This is a genomic window from Streptomyces sp. NPDC001902, assembly GCF_042891295.1.
In the GTDB taxonomy this organism is placed as follows: domain Bacteria; phylum Actinomycetota; class Actinomycetes; order Streptomycetales; family Streptomycetaceae; genus Actinacidiphila.
Genome location: NZ_JBIATA010000001.1, coordinates 601,943 through 616,908, shown reverse-complemented (window position 1 = coordinate 616,908; position 14,966 = coordinate 601,943). Strand labels below are relative to the sequence as shown.

13 protein-coding genes are annotated in these 14,966 nt (G+C 73.0%); 6 read left to right on the top strand and 7 right to left on the bottom strand.

Annotated features, from left to right (window positions below):
- Position 1 precedes the first annotated feature (1 nt).
- The 3 genes from ACFYYN_RS02890 to ACFYYN_RS02880 form a co-directional block, all read right to left on the bottom strand.
- Positions 2-1,381: a cellulose binding domain-containing protein gene (locus tag ACFYYN_RS02890; RefSeq protein WP_500544429.1), complete on the bottom strand. Its 1,380-nt coding sequence runs from the start codon at positions 1,379-1,381 to the stop codon at positions 2-4.
- 187 nt (positions 1,382-1,568) lie between these two features.
- Positions 1,569-2,876 carry a glycosyltransferase family 2 protein gene (locus ACFYYN_RS02885; RefSeq protein ID WP_500544428.1) on the bottom strand — a complete coding sequence of 436 codons (1,308 nt, stop codon included), beginning with the start codon at positions 2,874-2,876 and terminating at the stop codon, positions 1,569-1,571.
- 308 nt (positions 2,877-3,184) lie between these two features.
- On the bottom strand, positions 3,185-3,562 hold the full coding sequence (locus ACFYYN_RS02880; protein ID WP_500330306.1) for an STAS domain-containing protein: 378 nt from the start codon (positions 3,560-3,562) through the stop codon (positions 3,185-3,187).
- 219 nt (positions 3,563-3,781) lie between these two features.
- On the opposite strand from ACFYYN_RS02880, the gene ACFYYN_RS02875 reads away from it, so the two are divergent.
- Together ACFYYN_RS02875 and ACFYYN_RS02870 are read left to right on the top strand one after the other, a co-directional pair.
- Positions 3,782-4,330, top strand: coding sequence for a sigma-70 family RNA polymerase sigma factor (locus ACFYYN_RS02875; protein ID WP_500330308.1), 549 nt, complete (start codon positions 3,782-3,784; stop codon positions 4,328-4,330).
- A complete protein-coding gene (locus tag ACFYYN_RS02870; RefSeq protein WP_500544427.1) occupies positions 4,327-5,631 on the top strand; it encodes a maleylpyruvate isomerase N-terminal domain-containing protein in 1,305 nt (434 codons plus the stop codon). Before ACFYYN_RS02875 ends, ACFYYN_RS02870 begins: the two co-directional genes overlap by 4 nt.
- Positions 5,632-5,681: 50 nt before the next feature.
- Here the strand turns inward: ACFYYN_RS02870 and ACFYYN_RS02865 are convergent, their stop codons facing one another.
- Genes ACFYYN_RS02865 through ACFYYN_RS02855 form a run of 3 tightly spaced genes read right to left on the bottom strand, consistent with a single transcriptional unit; the run spans position 5,682 to position 8,822 of the window.
- Positions 5,682-7,250, bottom strand: a complete 1,569-nt coding sequence (locus ACFYYN_RS02865) for a transporter (RefSeq protein WP_500544426.1) — start codon at positions 7,248-7,250, stop codon at positions 5,682-5,684.
- Complete coding sequence (locus ACFYYN_RS02860; RefSeq protein WP_500544425.1) at positions 7,247-8,116, bottom strand: ABC transporter ATP-binding protein; 870 nt, start codon at positions 8,114-8,116, stop codon at positions 7,247-7,249. Before ACFYYN_RS02860 ends, ACFYYN_RS02865 begins: the two co-directional genes overlap by 4 nt.
- 34 nt (positions 8,117-8,150) lie before the next feature.
- The gene (locus ACFYYN_RS02855; protein WP_500544424.1) at positions 8,151-8,822 is read right to left on the bottom strand and encodes a bifunctional DNA primase/polymerase; all 672 of its coding nucleotides are present in this window, start codon (positions 8,820-8,822) and stop codon (positions 8,151-8,153) included.
- A gap of 251 nt (positions 8,823-9,073) precedes the next feature.
- On the opposite strand from ACFYYN_RS02855, the gene ACFYYN_RS02850 reads away from it, so the two are divergent.
- Positions 9,074-10,456 (top strand): NsdA family TPR-like regulatory protein, encoded by a 1,383-nt coding sequence (locus tag ACFYYN_RS02850; protein WP_500332782.1) that lies wholly within the window; start codon positions 9,074-9,076, stop codon positions 10,454-10,456.
- A gap of 204 nt (positions 10,457-10,660) precedes the next feature.
- Positions 10,661-11,926: a hypothetical protein gene (locus tag ACFYYN_RS02845; protein ID WP_500544423.1), complete on the top strand. Its 1,266-nt coding sequence runs from the start codon at positions 10,661-10,663 to the stop codon at positions 11,924-11,926.
- A gap of 126 nt (positions 11,927-12,052) precedes the next feature.
- Here ACFYYN_RS02845 and ACFYYN_RS02840 read toward each other — a convergent pair whose 3' ends face one another.
- The gene (locus tag ACFYYN_RS02840; RefSeq protein WP_500544422.1) at positions 12,053-13,327 is read right to left on the bottom strand and encodes an ABC transporter substrate-binding protein; all 1,275 of its coding nucleotides are present in this window, start codon (positions 13,325-13,327) and stop codon (positions 12,053-12,055) included.
- Positions 13,328-13,487: 160 nt separating this feature from the next.
- Here ACFYYN_RS02840 and ACFYYN_RS02835 point away from each other — a divergent pair, with 160 nt between their 5' ends.
- Both ACFYYN_RS02835 and purU read left to right on the top strand, forming a co-directional pair.
- Positions 13,488-13,934, top strand: coding sequence for an SCO4402 family protein (locus tag ACFYYN_RS02835; RefSeq protein ID WP_499516865.1), 447 nt, complete (start codon positions 13,488-13,490; stop codon positions 13,932-13,934).
- A 108-nt stretch (positions 13,935-14,042) separates the two neighbouring features.
- Positions 14,043-14,921, top strand: a complete 879-nt coding sequence (gene purU, locus ACFYYN_RS02830; protein WP_499512450.1) for a formyltetrahydrofolate deformylase — start codon at positions 14,043-14,045, stop codon at positions 14,919-14,921.
- The last annotated feature ends 45 nt before the right edge of the window (positions 14,922-14,966 follow it).

Below are 14,966 nucleotides of genomic sequence, written 5' to 3'. Positions count from 1 at the left end.
CTCAGGGCTTGCGGACCGTGTTCACGTAACCCGTGCCGCCCGCGGCGAGGCCGTCGACCGTCTTCTCCACCTCCGTCAGGGACTGGGCCTTCCTGGCGTTGTGGTAGAACCAGTCGACCTTCATGTCCCAGCTGCGCTTCCCGGCGAAGGGCAGGTCCACGAACCAGGCGTTGAAGTTCACGGACATGTTCTGGGTCGGGTAGTACTTGCCCCCGGTCCGGAACAGCTCGTGCCCGTCGAGGCTGTAGGTCACCACGCCGTGCGCGGCCGTGGTGACCAGCGTGTGCCACCCCCTGAGGCTGGACGTCGTGGCCCGGGTGACCCGGTCCCCCTCCCTCGCGCTGCGCCAGGTCGTCGTGTCGAGCCTCGGGCCGGGGGCGCCCCAGCCCCCGTTCGGCTGGTACTCGTTGTCGAGTTCGCTGTACTCGGCGTGGTGGTGGGGCGAGATCATGTAGAAGGTCTCGTTGACGTGGTCGCCGTTGCGGCCGCTCGCCGGTTCGTCCGTGAAGTGGATCCGGGCGGCGAAGGTCCCGGTCAGGAAATTCGTGCCGGTGGTGTGCACCTCGGCCTGGGTGGTGCCGCGCTTCGTCCCGTCGGTGGCGGCGCGCAATTGCAGGACCTGGCCGCCCAGCGCGTCCTCGTCCGTGGGGAAGCTGACCCCTCCCGCCGACCACGTGTCGCGGATGCCGGGACCACCCCCGCTGGTGCGCACCAGCCAGCCGTGGGCGCGCAGCGCCGGGTCCCGGGGGCCGCTGTAGCGGAAGTCGTCGAAGACGATCCCGGAGGGCGGCGCGGGCCGTGCCGCGCCTGCGGCCGGGCCCCGGGGGGACGTGGTGACGTCACCGCCGGGCTCGTCGCCCCAGACGTGCCTGCCGTCCAGGTAGCCGGTCACCAGCTTCGACGCCTGGAAGGTGTCGTGGGCGGGCCTGAACGACCGGTCGTCGCGCTGGTCCACCTTCCCGCCGGGACGGTACAGCTGCACCCCGATGGCCCCGCTCTTCGCACCCGGGGCCAGGGTGCCCGCGGCCTTCGTGAAGGTGATTTCGAGGTAGTGGTCGGCGGCCGGTGCCGGACGGTCCATGGCGACGGTCCTCCCGTCGACGTTCGGGCAGCCCACCGAGGCCTGGACGCAGTTGAACGCGTACGGGGAACCGCCGTCCTGCGTGTACCAGTACCGGACCGCCACGTCGGCCAGACGCACCCGGTGGTCCGAGGTGTTGACGACCTCCAGCCACGGCCGGGCCGTGGCGGCCGACGCCGACGTGCCCGCCTTGTAGCGGACGGTGAGCTCAGGGGGCGGCCGATGTGCCTCGCGCCACACGGGGTACAGCGCCGTGACGCCCGCGCCGACGGCGACCGCGAGCAGCAGGTACCCGGCCACCCTCCACACCGGGTGGCTCCGCTTCCCGCGCCCCGGGGGTACGAGCCGGTCGGACCGGACGGAGGGGCGGACAGAGGGGCGGGCAGGACCCACAGGGAAGCTCCTAGCGCGGTGGAGGGGCGATGCCGAGGGCACGCCATGCGGTCTGCGGGATCCGGTCGGACCGGCGGCGGAACGCGGGCGCCGCCTACGAGGCGGCGTCGCGCACGGGCGCGACGGCGCCGACCGCCGGTGGAGCCGTCTCCCCGCGCTGGCGCGGGAGGTGGGGCTGCGGATGGGGCTGGAAGGCGATGTCGTCGTGGGCAGCGCCGACCTCGATCCGGGCCCGGGTGCCCCAGTTGGTGCGCCGCAGCGTCGCCAGGGACCACAGTCGCAGCGGCAGCAGCAACCCGATGTTGAGCAGGGCGTACAGCGGGGCGGCGAGGAACGTCAGCACCCGGTCGACGATCCTCACCTGCGCGGCGCCGCGCAGGTAGTGGACGGACCGGACCCAGGCCATGACGCACATGTAGGCGAGGTAGCCGGCCAGCAGCGTCCAGCCCTGCGGGTGCATCAGGACCGCGACGAGCGCCGCGAGCAGCCCCGCGGTGAAGGCGACCCAGGTGACCAGCTCGACGAGGTTCAGCCACCAGTACATGCGGTGCAGCCGGAACTTGGCGAGCAGCAGGAAGCCCTCACGGATGAACGACTTGCCCCAGCGGATCTGCTGGCGCACGTAGTGGCCGAGGCGCTCGGGGACGTCGGTGTAGCCGACGGCCGACGGCTGGATCAGGGAGAGCCCCTCGGTGAGGCAGTAGTACGTCAGGCGCCGGTCGTCCCCGAAGGTCGCCGGGCGGCCGAGGAACCGCTGGTCGAGGAAGTCGTCGAGGTGCTTGCGGACGACCCACCCGCGGTACATGGCCAGCGACCCGCAGGCGCAGAGCACCGAGCCGAGGCGGGAGTAGGCCACCCGCTCGCCGAGGAAGGCGTTGACGTAGCGCATGTCGATGAGGCGGGTCAGCAGGTTGGTGCCGCGGTTGTGGGCGAGCACCAGCCCGGTGACGCACTGGACCCGGCGCTTGGCGAAGGGCCGGGCGAGCTCCGCGACGGCGTGCCGGTCGAGCAGCGTGTCGGAGTCGATGCACAGGTACACGTCCGCGAGCGGCTCCTGCCGGAAGCCCGCGGCGAGGCCGTGGCGCTTGCCGCGGTTGCCGGGGAAGCGGACGAAGTCGAGGCGGACCCCCGCGCGCTGGAACTGCGGGCGCATCTCCTCGGCCAGGGCACGCGCCGAGTGGTCCTCGGAGCAGTCGTCGACCAGGGTGAGGGAGTGCGGCAGCAGGGTCTGCGCGAGGACCGACTCCAGGCAGCCGCGCAGCATCGCCGGGGCCTCGTTGTAGACCGTGATCACGCCGTGGATGCGCAGCCGGGTCACCGGCTTGTCGAACGCGAGCTCAGGACGGCGGCGCCGGCGGATGGAGAGCAGCAGCTTGACGGCGAGGAGGGACCCGACGGTCACTCCGTACCAGTGCACATGACGCAAGGACCACGAGAGGTGGTCCCAAGCACCCGCGAGATCGAGCATGGGCAGTGGAGACCTCCGTACGAACGCCCCCACCCGCCGGACAGAACCTTGAACACGTGTTCTGCGCACGAAGGTAACCCGGGCGGAGGTCCGGCGAAAGGTGCATCCTCCGCAGATTTCGCCCGGCAGCTCACAATCAGGCGTCCACAGGCCCTTCATGGACGAAGCGGACAGAGGATGTGAGAGTGCTCACACGGCACTTGACGGGCCCGCGCCCGCCCTGGGCGGCGCGGAAGGACGGCTTAGGCCGACAGCGGCCGGGCCGCGTCGTCGGTGGCGGCCTCGAGATCGGGGAAGACCTCGAAGAGCCTGCGCACGCCGAGCGCGGCCAGCACCCGGTTGACGTGCGCGACACCGTCGGAGGGGCTGTTCCGCGGGAGGATCAGCCGCAGTTGCCCGGCGCAGGACCGCATCAGCCGCCGGGCGGCGATCAGCACACCCACACCGCTGGAGTCGCAGAAGTGGACCCCGGCCAGGTCCAGCACCACACTGTGGCGCCCGTCGGCCACCGCGTCATGCACGTGCTGGCGCACCACCGGCGCGGTCACGAGATCCATTTCCCCCGAAACGGTCAGGACCACCCAACCGTCCCGTTCGTCCTGCACCACCTGCAATGCCACTGTCTGGCCCTTCTCCCGGCAGCGGTCGTACAGACCCTATGCCCCGCCTGAGCCGCTTCCCCGCAATCTTCCGGTCACACCCGGATAACTCATTACCAGGATCGATCAGTTATGGCAGAAGCTTGCCTCAAGGCGTCGTACGTGGCAGCAATCGGCGGATACATTCGATCCGAGGCAGTGCGACCGTAGTAGGACGACGGTGACAAAGGGGGAGACGCGATGGCGGCATCCGCACCACCCCGCTGGGACCGCAAGATGCAACAGCGGCTCGCGCGCGGCGAGGAGGCCGCGCTCGGCGAGCTGTACGACCGCTACGCCTCCCTCGTGCACAGCCTCGCCCACCGCGTCATGGACGACGAGGAGGCCGCCGCCCAGATCACCCGTGAGGTCTTCGGCTACATCTGGGAGAACCCGGACGCCTACGACCCCAAGCAGGGTTCGCTGCGCTCCTGGGTCGCCGGCCTCACCCAGCGCCAGGCCGTCCACCGGCTGCGCCAGTCGGAGACCCGCGGCGCCGGCACCCCGGAGCAGGTCGAGGCCAGGGTCCGCGAGGCCTCGACGGCCGCCCGCGCCGACTACATCGTGACCTCCATGCCCGAACCCCTGCGCCTGGCCCTCGACCTCGCCTACCGCCGCCGCATGGACTACCGCGAGGCCGCCGCCGACCTCGGGGTCACCGAGGACGAGGCGCGGCGCCGCCTCCGGCTCGGGCTGCAGTTGCTGTCCACCGCCGCGCAGGACACCTCGCCCCAGGGAAGGTCCCTGTGAACGGACCGGCCGAGAACGGCGAGACTCCCCCGCCCGGGACCAACCTGCCCCGTGTGCCGATGCCCCGCGGCGCCGCCGAGGACGGCCCGCTGCCCGAGGCCCGGCCTGCCGCGCCCCCGTCCTCGCCGGACGTGCCCGCGCGCGAGGTGGCGAAGACGGCGCACGAGCCGGAGCGAGAAGCGGAGAAGGAGCCCGTGCGGCCCGGACCCCCGGAGTACGACCACCGCGTGCTGCGCTCCCTGCTCGGCGCGTGGGCACTGTCGGCCTGCTCCCGTGACGAGGCCTGCGCCGTCGAGGTCCACCTCACCGACTGCGCGCCCTGCGCCGAGGAGGCGGTGCGGCTGCGCCGCGCGGTGGGCCTGCTGCACCAGGAGGAGTCCCTCGACCTCGACCCGCTGCTGCGCGCCCGCGTCCTGGAGGGCTGCCTGGGCCGCCGCCCGGCCCGCATCCCCGTCCCCGGATGGGCCGCGCCGTACGACGCCGAGACCGCGCGCCTCGACGCGCTCCTCGCCGACCTCGGCGAACCCGAGTGGGACATGCCCGTCAAGCTGGTCTGGGCGGGCGGGTCACGCGAGCTGACGCTCTGCGGCGTCCTGGCCCATCTCGGCTCGGTGGACGGGGTCGTGGCCACCGCGCTCGGCCTCGACGACCCGCTCGGCCCCGGCGCGCCCCGCACCCGCCTGGAGCGCACCGAACTCGCCGGGGAGCGCTGCCGCCGCCACACGCACGCCTTCGTCCGCAACAAGTGGCGCACCCAGACCCGGGACATCGTGCGGACGCTGTCCTTCGCCGGCTCCGCGACCGGCGGGTTGCCCGTGGACTTCACCGACGCCGTCGTGCCGATGCGGGACGCCCTGATCGACCGCGCCTTCGAGTGCTGGATCCACGCCGAGGACATCGCGCAGGCCCTGGACTACCCCGAGTACGGGCCGCCGGCGGCGCCGCACCTCAACCGCATGATCGACCTCGCGGCCCGGATGCTGCCCACCGCCCTGGCCGCGCTCCGCCAGGCGGGACGGGCCGAGTCCACCGCCCGTCTCGTACGGGCCGGTGCGCCCGGCCGTACCCTCGACCTCCACGTCGAGGGCTCCGGCGGCGGCCACTGGTACATCTCCCTGGACTCGCCCGGCGCGATCGGCACCCCGGAGACGGTGGTCGCCGAGATCGCCGTCGACCAGCTCGACTTCTGCCAGCTGGCCGCGGGCCACATCGCGCCCAGCCGCGTCGCCGCCGGGCGCGACGGGGACCACGCGGCGATCCGGGACGTCCTGCACGCCACGGCATCGTTGTCACGCCTCTAGGCCATGTCGCCCAGGGGTCCCCGGGCCGCACGGAGCCTGCCCGGCGGCGGCTACCCCTTGCTCACCGCCGTGAGCACCTCCGGCAGGCGGCCCAGCAGGCGGGGCGCCGCCGTGCGGACCCCCAGCACCGCGAACGCGGCCCCGTAGAGGCAGCCCAGCGGCAGGACGAGCCACAGCGCGCCGTGCCGCCCCGAGACGTGGAGCCAGATCAGTACGCCCAGCACGGGAAGCGTGATCACCGCGCCGGTCACCGCGCCCCCGGCGAGGCTGAGCCAGGCCAGGCTCCCCTGGCCCGGCGCGGCGGCGCTGCCGAAGCGGTTCTCCTGCGGCATGGAGTAGGGGAAGCGCACACTCGCCCAGGCGCCGGTGGCGATCAGCGCCCCCAGCAGCGCGAAGGAGAGCCCGAGGGTCTCGGCCGCCGCGTCGGCCCGCCCCAGCAGGAAGGCCGCGCCGATGGTCACGACGGCCACGTACGGGACGCCCACCACGGCGATCGCCAGCGCCCGCCCGCGCAGTTCCGCGTACGCGTCCGTGCGGGAGGAGACGGTCGCGGCGACCGTCCAGAAGGCGGAGCCGTCCATGCCGAACTGGTTGTACATCTGCAGCCCGAGCAGTGCGGCCGCCCAGCAGGCGGTGTAGACGCTGCCTTGCTGGACCGCCGAGACGAGCGGCAGCAGCAGCCCCAGGGCCAGGGCGGTGGCCCAGGCGGCCTTGGTCCGCGGATCGCGCCAGGCGTAGCGGAACTGGCGCTCCATGACGGTGCCGGTGCGCCCCTCGGGGAGCAGCCGGAACCGGGTCTCCCGGACCCTCGACGGGCCCGCCTGCACGGTGGAGGCGTCCGGGCGGGTCATGAGCCGGTCCAGACTGCGGTACCACCACACGAGCACCAGCCCCAGCACGGCACCGGTCCAGGCGAGTTCGGCGACCGCGAGCCCGTACCCGCCCTCCCCCGCCGACCGCACCGCGTCCAGCGCCGACGCCGGCGGCAGCCAGCGCAGCACCGAGGTGAGGGCGCCGATCCGCTCCAGGCCGTGCCCGGAGGTGAGCGCGTTGGCGCCCAGGCTGACCAACTGGGCGCCCACCGCGACCAGCAGGCCGCTGAGCACCGCCAGGTCGCGTCCCTTGCGGCTGGTCAGCAACCGGGTGTTGGCCGCGGCGACGGCCCTCGACAGGGCCACGCACAGCAGCACGGTGAGCGGCACCGCGATCACCGCCGCCACCGCCGAGGCGGCGCCCGCCACGACGGACACCGCCGCGCCGGCCACCACCAGAAGGGTGAGCAGCGGCCCGACGCCGACCAGCGAGGACACCAGGAGCGCCCGGATCAGCGGCCGCGGCCGCAGCGGCAGCATCGCCAGCCGGGTCGGGTCGAGGGTGTCGTCGCCGCCGAAGACGAACAACGGCATGGCGGCCCAGCCGACTCCGAGCACGACCGCCACGCCGATGGCCGCCGAGGGCGCGTAGTCGTTCCCGCGCAGGGCGACCAGCCCCACGCCCAGGCCCAGCGCGTAGAGCAGGGACACCAGGCTGCCGATGATCCAGCCGACCCGGCGACCCGTCGACTGCCGCAACCCGTTGCGGAGGACCGACAGCTTGAGCCGTACGAAGGTGCCCGTCACGACCGGCTCGCCCCGGCCGGCCCGTCCATGTCGTCCGCGCCGCCCCCGCCCTGCCCGCCCTGCCCGGCGCCCCGCGCCGCCGGAGCGTTCGCCCCGCCGAGCCAGTCCAGGTCCTGCCCCGGGCCGCGGTCCCGGGCGCCCACCAGGGTCAGGAAGGCGTCCTGCAGCGTCGGCGCCTGCCCGCGCACCTCGGCGAGCGGGCCCTGGGCCACGATCCGGCCGGCGGCCATCACCGCGACCCAGTCGCACAGGCTCTCCACCAGCTCCATGACGTGCGAGGAGAAGACGACGGTCGCCCCGGAGCCGGTGTAGCGCTCCAGCACCCCGCGGATGACCTGGGCGGAGACGGGGTCGACCCCCTCGAAGGGCTCGTCCAGGAAGAGCACTTCGGGATTGTGCAGCAGTGCCGCGGCCAGGCCGATCTTCTTGCGCATGCCCGTCGAGTAGTCCACGACGAGCTTGTTGGCGGCGCCGGCCAGGTCGAGGACGTCGAGCAGCTGGGCGGCCCGGCGGTCGGTCTCCGCGCCCGGGATGCCGCGCAGCCGGCCCGTGTACGCCAGCAGTTCGCGGCCGGTGAGCCGCTCGAAGAGCCGCAGCCCCTCGGGCAGGACGCCGATGCGGGACTTCACGGCGACCGGGTCGCGCCAGACGTCGGCACCGCCGACCTCGATGAGGCCGTCGTCGGGCCGCAGCAGGCCCGTCACCATCGACAGGGTCGTGGTCTTGCCCGCGCCGTTGGGTCCGACGATCCCCACGAAGTGCCCGGCGGGCAGGGTCAGATCGATCCCGGCGACGGCGATCTGCTGCCCGAAGCGTTTCCACAGTCCATGGACGCGTACGGCGGGCGCGACGGATGCATTCGGCATCCGCCCAGCCTATGACGACGGGGGTGGGGCCCGGCTAGCGTCCGCAGGCGTAGGCGAGGGGGGAGATCAGTTCCTCGGTGTCCGGCAGCCACCGGTTGAGGGCCGTGGGCCGGCGCACCCACTGGACGACGCCGCCCGTGCCGAGCCGCGTGGGCGGGGCCGGGACCCAGTTGCCGTCGCCGCGCACCACCAGGTCGAGCGAGGAGGGCGCCCAGCCGAGCCGGCGCAGCAGGTCCGGTGCCTTCGCACCGGCTCCGGGCAGTACGAAGAAGATCATCCGGCGGGACGGGGTCCCGAGCACCGGGCCCAGCGGCAGTTCCATGCGCTCCATGCGGGCCAGCGCGAGGCAACCGGCGTCCTCCGGGACGTCGATGGCGTCGAAGGTGCGTCCGGTGGGGAGCAGGACCGACGCATGGGGCTGCCGCAGCCACATCCTGCGTACCGTGGCTCCGCTCCCGCTCGCCTCACCGACCCAGCCGGGCCCGGTCGGGTGCGCCCCGGGCGCCGGGCAGGCGGTGTCGCCGCAGGAACAACGCGGGGTGCGCGGACCGCCGCGGCCGGCGGCGGCGTCCTCGACGAGCCAGGCACCGGGCAGCACGTCCCAGTGCCGCTCCTCCGCGTACCCGACGGCGGCTTCGAGGAGTTGGCCGGCGATCCGCGGCGGGGCTGCGATGGTGTGTTCCACGGTGTCTTCCACGACCTTCACAACTGCGCTGCCCAGCGCGGGTTACGGGCGGTGACGTCCCGGCCTCGCGGCTCATGGCGGGCGCACGGGAGCACTGGTGGGGGCGCGCGGTAGGGGGAGGTCCGACATCCGGGTAGTCACCCTTGGGTGTGTAGGCATGCATCCCACCGCAAATTATGTCCTTTGCGGCGAATTTGAGTGGCGCGTACCGGGAAGGGATCTTCGGGAAGGGATCTTGAGGTCCCGAAAGCGGCAGCTGTGAGGGGGAGCCCATGGCCGCACGACCGCTCGTCGCACGCCAGCCGAACGAACGGCTGCAGGCACTGATCCAGGAAGCAGGCTGCTCCAACGCCGGATTGGCCCGCCGGGTCAACATGTGCGGCGCGGAGCACGGCCTCGACCTGCGTTACGACAAGACCTCCGTGGCCCGCTGGCTACGCGGCCAGCAACCGCGGGGCAGGGCACCGGCGATCATCGCCGAGGCCATCGGCCGGAAGCTGGGCCGCACCGTCACCATCGACGAGATCGGCATGGCCAACGGCAAGAACCTGGCCACCGGTGTCGGCCTGCACTTCTCGCCCACCGTGCTCGGCGCGATCGAGCAGGTCTGCGAGCTGTGGCGGAGCGACGTCGGCCGCCGGGACTTCCTCACCGGATCCACCGTGGCGGCCTCGGCCCTGGTCGAGCCCAGCCGGGACTGGCTGATCACCCGGGCCGACGCCCAGGTAGCCCGCGCCGGCGGGCAGCGTGTCGGCATGTCCGACGTCGAGGCGGTACGGGCGACCACCCGGGCGCTGAACGAACTCGACCACCGCTTCGGCAGCGGTCACGTGCGCCCCGTGGTGGTGCACTACCTCAACAGCGTGGTCTCCGGGCTCCTCGCCGGCTCCTACCGGGAGGCGACGGGCCGTCAGCTCTTCTCGGCCGTCGCCCGGCTGACCGAACTCGCCGGCTACATGGCCGTCGACACCGGCCAACCCGGCCTGGCGCAGCGCTACTACATCCAGGCGCTGCGGCTGGCCCAAGCGGCGGGGGACCGCGCGTACGGGGGCTACGTCCTCGCCGCGGGGATGAGCCACCTCGCCGCGCAGCTCGGCACCCCGCGCGAGATCGCCCAACTCGCCCGCGCCGCCCAGGAGGGCGCCCGCGGTCAGGTCACCGCCACCGCGCAGGCCATGTTCTACGCGGCGGAGGCGCGCGGCCACGCGCTGATGGGTGACGCCCGGGCCTGCGGCGCCGTCGCGGGGCAGGCCGTGGAGGCGCTGGAGCGCTCCGAACCGGGCGACGACCCCGACTGGATCCGGCACTTCGGACCGGCCTACCTCGCCGACGAGCTCGCCCACTGCCACCGCGACCTCAACCAGGCACCGCAGGCGGTCCGCCGCGCGGAGGAGGCGCTGGCCGGGCACGCCCCGGACAAGGCCCGCCGCCGCGCGATCGGCCTGCTCCTGCTCGCCCAGGCCCAGGTCCAGCAGCGGGAGGTCGAGCAGGCCTGCCACACCGGCGCCCAGGCCGTCGAACTGCTCGCCACGCTGCGCACCACCCGCGGCGCGGAGTACCTCGACGACCTCCGCCTGCGCCTGCAGCCGTACGCGGCGGAGAGCGCCGTCCGGGAGTTCGACGCCCGCCTGGAGGAGGAGGAACTGGCGGCGTGACGGGATGGGGGCGGGGGCGTCGCGCGCCCCCGCCCCGCGAATCGTTACAGGAACGACATCAACCCATCGGTAGGGGCACCCTGTTCTGCGATGGGGCGGCCCCCCGGATCCCGTCGGACCCACCGCGGCATGGTGACGTCCGAAGCAGACCCGGTAGCGTGAGCCGACGATTCCGTAGCGACGGAGAAGGCAGAGGTACCGGTGATGCACGGCGGACGCGGTGACGAGGCGTATCCGGAGGTGCACGAGGGCGTGGTGCTGCCCGCGGACGGGGGCATACCCGGCCCGGGAGCGACCGCGGCCTGGGGTTCCGGCCCCGCGGCCGGGCAGCCGTGGGGCGAGCAGCCCCAGGCGTACGGCCCCCCGCACCAGTCCCTCCCGGACACCGACGCGACGCAGCTCTTCCCGCCGTACCCGCAGGCCCGGCCGCCCATGCCGGCCCACGAGCCGCAGCAGCCCCCGGCGCCCCAGTTCCAGCCCGGCCCGGTGGCGGACGCCACACAGGTCCTGCCGCCCTACCCGATGCCCGGGGCCGCCCCGTACGGCGTACGCCCGGGCACCCCGGCCGACGCGGACGCGACCCAGCACCTGCCGCGCTTCGAGGACGCGCCGGCCCCGCAGCAGGCCCCCGGCTACGGCTACCCGCACGACCACCAAGGTCACCGGGGCAACGACGCGATGCTCCCGGCACAGCAGCCCCACGACGACTTCGGGCACCTGTACCGCCAGGACGGCCCGCCCCCGCAGCAGCCCGGCTACGCGGCGTCCCCGGACTACGCACAGCCCGCCTACGCGCCGCAGCCGTCCTACGACTACGACCAGCCCGCCCCGGCCCGTCGCAAGCTCACCCCGGCCGCGCTGATCGGCATCGTCGTCGGCGGCTGCGCCGTCGCCGGTCTCCTCGCGGGCGCCCTGATGAGCGGCGGGGACGACGACCCCGCCGCGGCCCAGTCCCCGTCGGCCTCGTCGAGCGCCTCGTCCCCGGCCTCCTCCGGGGGAGGCGACGAGGGCGCGGCGGCGGAGCAGGCCAAGGGCCTCGAGGCCCTGCTCAAGACGAGCGGCAGCAACCGGACCTCCGTGATCAACGCGGTCGCCGGCATCAAGGGCTGCCGGAACCTGGACGGGGCGGCCGCCGACCTGCGGGCCGCCGCGCAGCAGCGCAACGACCTGATGACGCAGCTGAAGTCGCTGCCGGTGGACCAGCTCCCCAACCACCAGGACCTCACCGACGCCCTCAACAAGGCGTGGACGGCCTCCGCGGCCGCCGACAACCACTACGCGGCCTGGGCCGACCAGCTCAAGGCCGGCAAGAAGCTCTGCCGTCACGGCCAGGCGCGCCACACCGACCAGTACGCGGCGGGCAACACCCAGAGCGGTACCGCCACACAGGCGAAATCGCGCGCGGCGGCGCTGTGGAACCCCATCGCGAAGAAGTACGGGCTGACGCAGCACCAGGGCGGTCAGCTCTGAGACGACGGACCCCCGGGAACCGATCCCGGCCCCGGGGGACGTGAAGCGCCGGCGGCCGTGGCCGTCGGCGCTTCCGCTCCCGCCGCGGCACCCGCGGACCCCGTCGCCCGTGGCCCCCGGCGCCCGTCAGCCCGGGGCGTTCTCCAGCGTCTTCGTCACGTCCACGAAGCCCTTGCGCGCGGCGACCAGCCGGCCCTTCTCGACCTTCTGGAAGGTGATCCGGCCGTTGACCAGGCGCGGCTGGTCGATGATGGAGGCCGTGTCCTGCTCGCGCCAGCCGAGCGGGGGCGTGAGGCCGTCGGTGGAGACGTCGTGCGCCTCGTCCAGCGCCTGCTTCAGCGACGGGGCCGTGACCGCCTGGTCCTTGCCCATCTTCTCGATGACCTCGGCGAGGGCCGTGTAGGCGATCCACGTGGTCTGCACGCCCGGGTCGTTCGGGTCGATGCTGTTGTCGCCGAAGGCGTACCTCTTGATCGTGTTCCGCATCAGCGCCCAGCGCGAGTCGGACGCCGGCGGGTACCAGCCGGTGACGAAGGCACCCTCCAGCGGGCTGTTGCTGCCGCCGGTGCTGTCCAGGGTGGACTGCTGGACGCTGCCGAGGACGGAGGCGATCTGGGCCTTGGGGCCGTCGTCCAGGCCGGTGGCCGGGTCGGTGGTGGTCGTCCGGCGGAAGGCGTCGAAGAAGGTGGCGGTCTTGTCGCCGAGCGCGGCGCTCACGCAGTCACCGGGGTGGTTGCTGCCGATCGCCCGCCGGGAGATCCCGTTGTAGTCGGTGGCGTCCTCGGGGGCGCGCAGGTCGGTGGCGCTGGTGCGGCCCTCGTCGCGCAGGCCGGCGTCGAGGAAGCGTGCGAAGAGGTCGCCCGCGGCGGTGTCGGGGCGTATGAGGCTCACCTTGTCGCACTTGCCCGCCAGTTGACGGCCGGCCCCGGCCATCAGCGCGGGCAGGCCGCCGTTGACGGGGTAGGAGAGCGGGCTCTCGAACTCGTCCTGGGTGATGCCGTAACCGCCGAGGTACGGGATCCCCTCGGCCTCCAGCGTGGAGGTGAAGGCGGCGCCGAACTGGCTGTAGGAGCCGACGACGGCGACCGCGCCCTCGTCGGCGGCGCGCTGGGCGCAGTCCCCGACGCCGAGGGCGCTGTTGTGGTCGTTGCAGGTGATGACCTTCAGCTCCCGGCCGGCGATGCCGCCGCGGGCGTTGACGTACTTGGCGAAGGCCTTCGCCATGCCGGGCATGCCGGGCATGTTGGTCGCACCGGTGTTCTCCGGAGCCCACGTCATGACGACGACCGGGCCCGTGGTGCCACCCGTCCCCCCCGGGAGCGTGCCGCATCCTGCCAGCAGGGCGACGCCGGCCATCGCGGATGCGAACGGAACGGCTCTGCGCGTACGCCAATCACTCATGGAATGGGAAGATTCCGCGTTTGTCGCAACACCAGGGTGAACGCGAGGGAACGGAGGGTCACCATCGGGTGAACAGAGTGTGTGGAGCCTGGAGCACGTACGATCGTGCACTGTGCAGAGTACGGAGAAGTCTTCCCGCCGCGGCACCCGCTCCTCCACGATGGGGGGCATGCCGCTCAACGACATGCCCTGGTGGCGCTGGCGCACGAACGTGCGCTCCGCGCTGCACATGATCAGCGACCCGGTGTTCCAGCGCGAGGTCTGGCTCACCGGGCAACCGGGTTACGGCGACGTGACCGACGCCGTCTACCGCCTGGTCGAGGACACCTGGCTCGACAACTGGTCCGCGGAGAAGTACGTGGGCACCGTCTTCCGGGACTCCCAGGAGGCGGCCCTGGTCGACGTGGCCGTGCTGCGGGTGCTGAAGATACTTCACCAGGTGGGCGCGGACGCCCCCGTCTCCGCGTACCTGGAGCACCACGCGTGGCCCGAGGCCGTGCGGGCCGCCCGCGAGGCGCACGTACGGATGGCCACCGGGGACGGCGAGGACCCGGACACGCCGCCGCGGTCACTGGACATCCTCAAGATCTACACGCGCACGGCCTGAGCCGTCCGCGCGCGCCACGCGAGCGGGGTGCCACCTGCGACGACACCCGGGGCGCCCGGCTGGCGGACGCCTTGGAACGGCGGGGCGACTTTGTGCGACCCTAGCCCCGTGAACGCCGTCGACGATTCGCCGCCGCAGTCCCAGCAGTACATCCTCACCCTGTCGTGCCCCGACAAGGCGGGGATCGTGCACGCCGTGTCGAGCTACCTCTTCATGACCGGGTGCAACATCGAGGACAGCCAGCAGTTCGGCGACCACGACACGGGGCTGTTCTTCATGCGGGTGCACTTCTCCGCGGGCCACCCGGTCACCGCCGACAAGCTGCGGGCCAGCTTCGCGGCCGTCGCCGACGCCTACGCCATGGACTGGCAGATCACGCCCTCCGCCGAGCGGATGCGCATCATCCTCATGGTCAGCAAGTTCGGGCACTGCCTGAACGACCTGCTCTTCCGCACCAGCATCGGAGCGCTGCCGGTGGAGATCGCCGCCGTGGTCTCCAACCACACCGACTTCGCGGAGCTGGCGGGCTCCTACGACGTCCCCTTCCACCACATCCCGGTGACGAAGGAGAACAAGGCCGAGGCCGAGGCGGAGCTGCTCTCCCTGGTGGAGAAGGAGAACGTCCAACTGGTCGTCCTCGCCCGCTACATGCAGGTCCTGTCCGACCACCTGTGCAAGGAGCTGGCCGGCCGCATCATCAACATCCACCACTCCTTCCTGCCCAGCTTCAAGGGCGCCCGGCCCTACCACCAGGCCCACGCCCGCGGGGTGAAGCTGATCGGCGCGACGGCGCACTACGTCACCGCCGACCTCGACGAGGGCCCGATCATCGAGCAGGAGGTCGAGCGGGTGGGCCACGGGGTCAACCCGGAGCAGCTGGTCGCCATCGGCCGCGACGTGGAGTGCCAGGCCCTGGCGCGCGCCGTGAAGTGGCACAGCGAGCACCGCGTCCTGCTCAACGGCCGCCGCACCGTCGTCTTCGCCTGACACCCTGCCGGCGGCCCCCGGAGCAGGCCGGGGCGCCGGCCCGGA

What these genes read in the sequence shown, in the direction of transcription:
- ACFYYN_RS02875 (WP_500330308.1), top strand. Translation starts at nt 3,782, where the DNA reads ATGGCGGCATCCGCACCACCCCGCTGGGACCGCAAGATGCAACAGCGG.
- ACFYYN_RS02860 (WP_500544425.1), bottom strand. Translation starts at nt 8,116, where the DNA reads ATGCCGAATGCATCCGTCGCGCCCGCCGTACGCGTCCATGGACTGTGG.
- ACFYYN_RS02850 (WP_500332782.1), top strand. Translation starts at nt 9,074, where the DNA reads ATGGCCGCACGACCGCTCGTCGCACGCCAGCCGAACGAACGGCTGCAG.
- ACFYYN_RS02845 (WP_500544423.1), top strand. Translation starts at nt 10,661, where the DNA reads ATGCACGGCGGACGCGGTGACGAGGCGTATCCGGAGGTGCACGAGGGC.
- ACFYYN_RS02840 (WP_500544422.1), bottom strand. Translation starts at nt 13,327, where the DNA reads ATGAGTGATTGGCGTACGCGCAGAGCCGTTCCGTTCGCATCCGCGATG.
- ACFYYN_RS02835 (WP_499516865.1), top strand. Translation starts at nt 13,488, where the DNA reads ATGGGGGGCATGCCGCTCAACGACATGCCCTGGTGGCGCTGGCGCACG.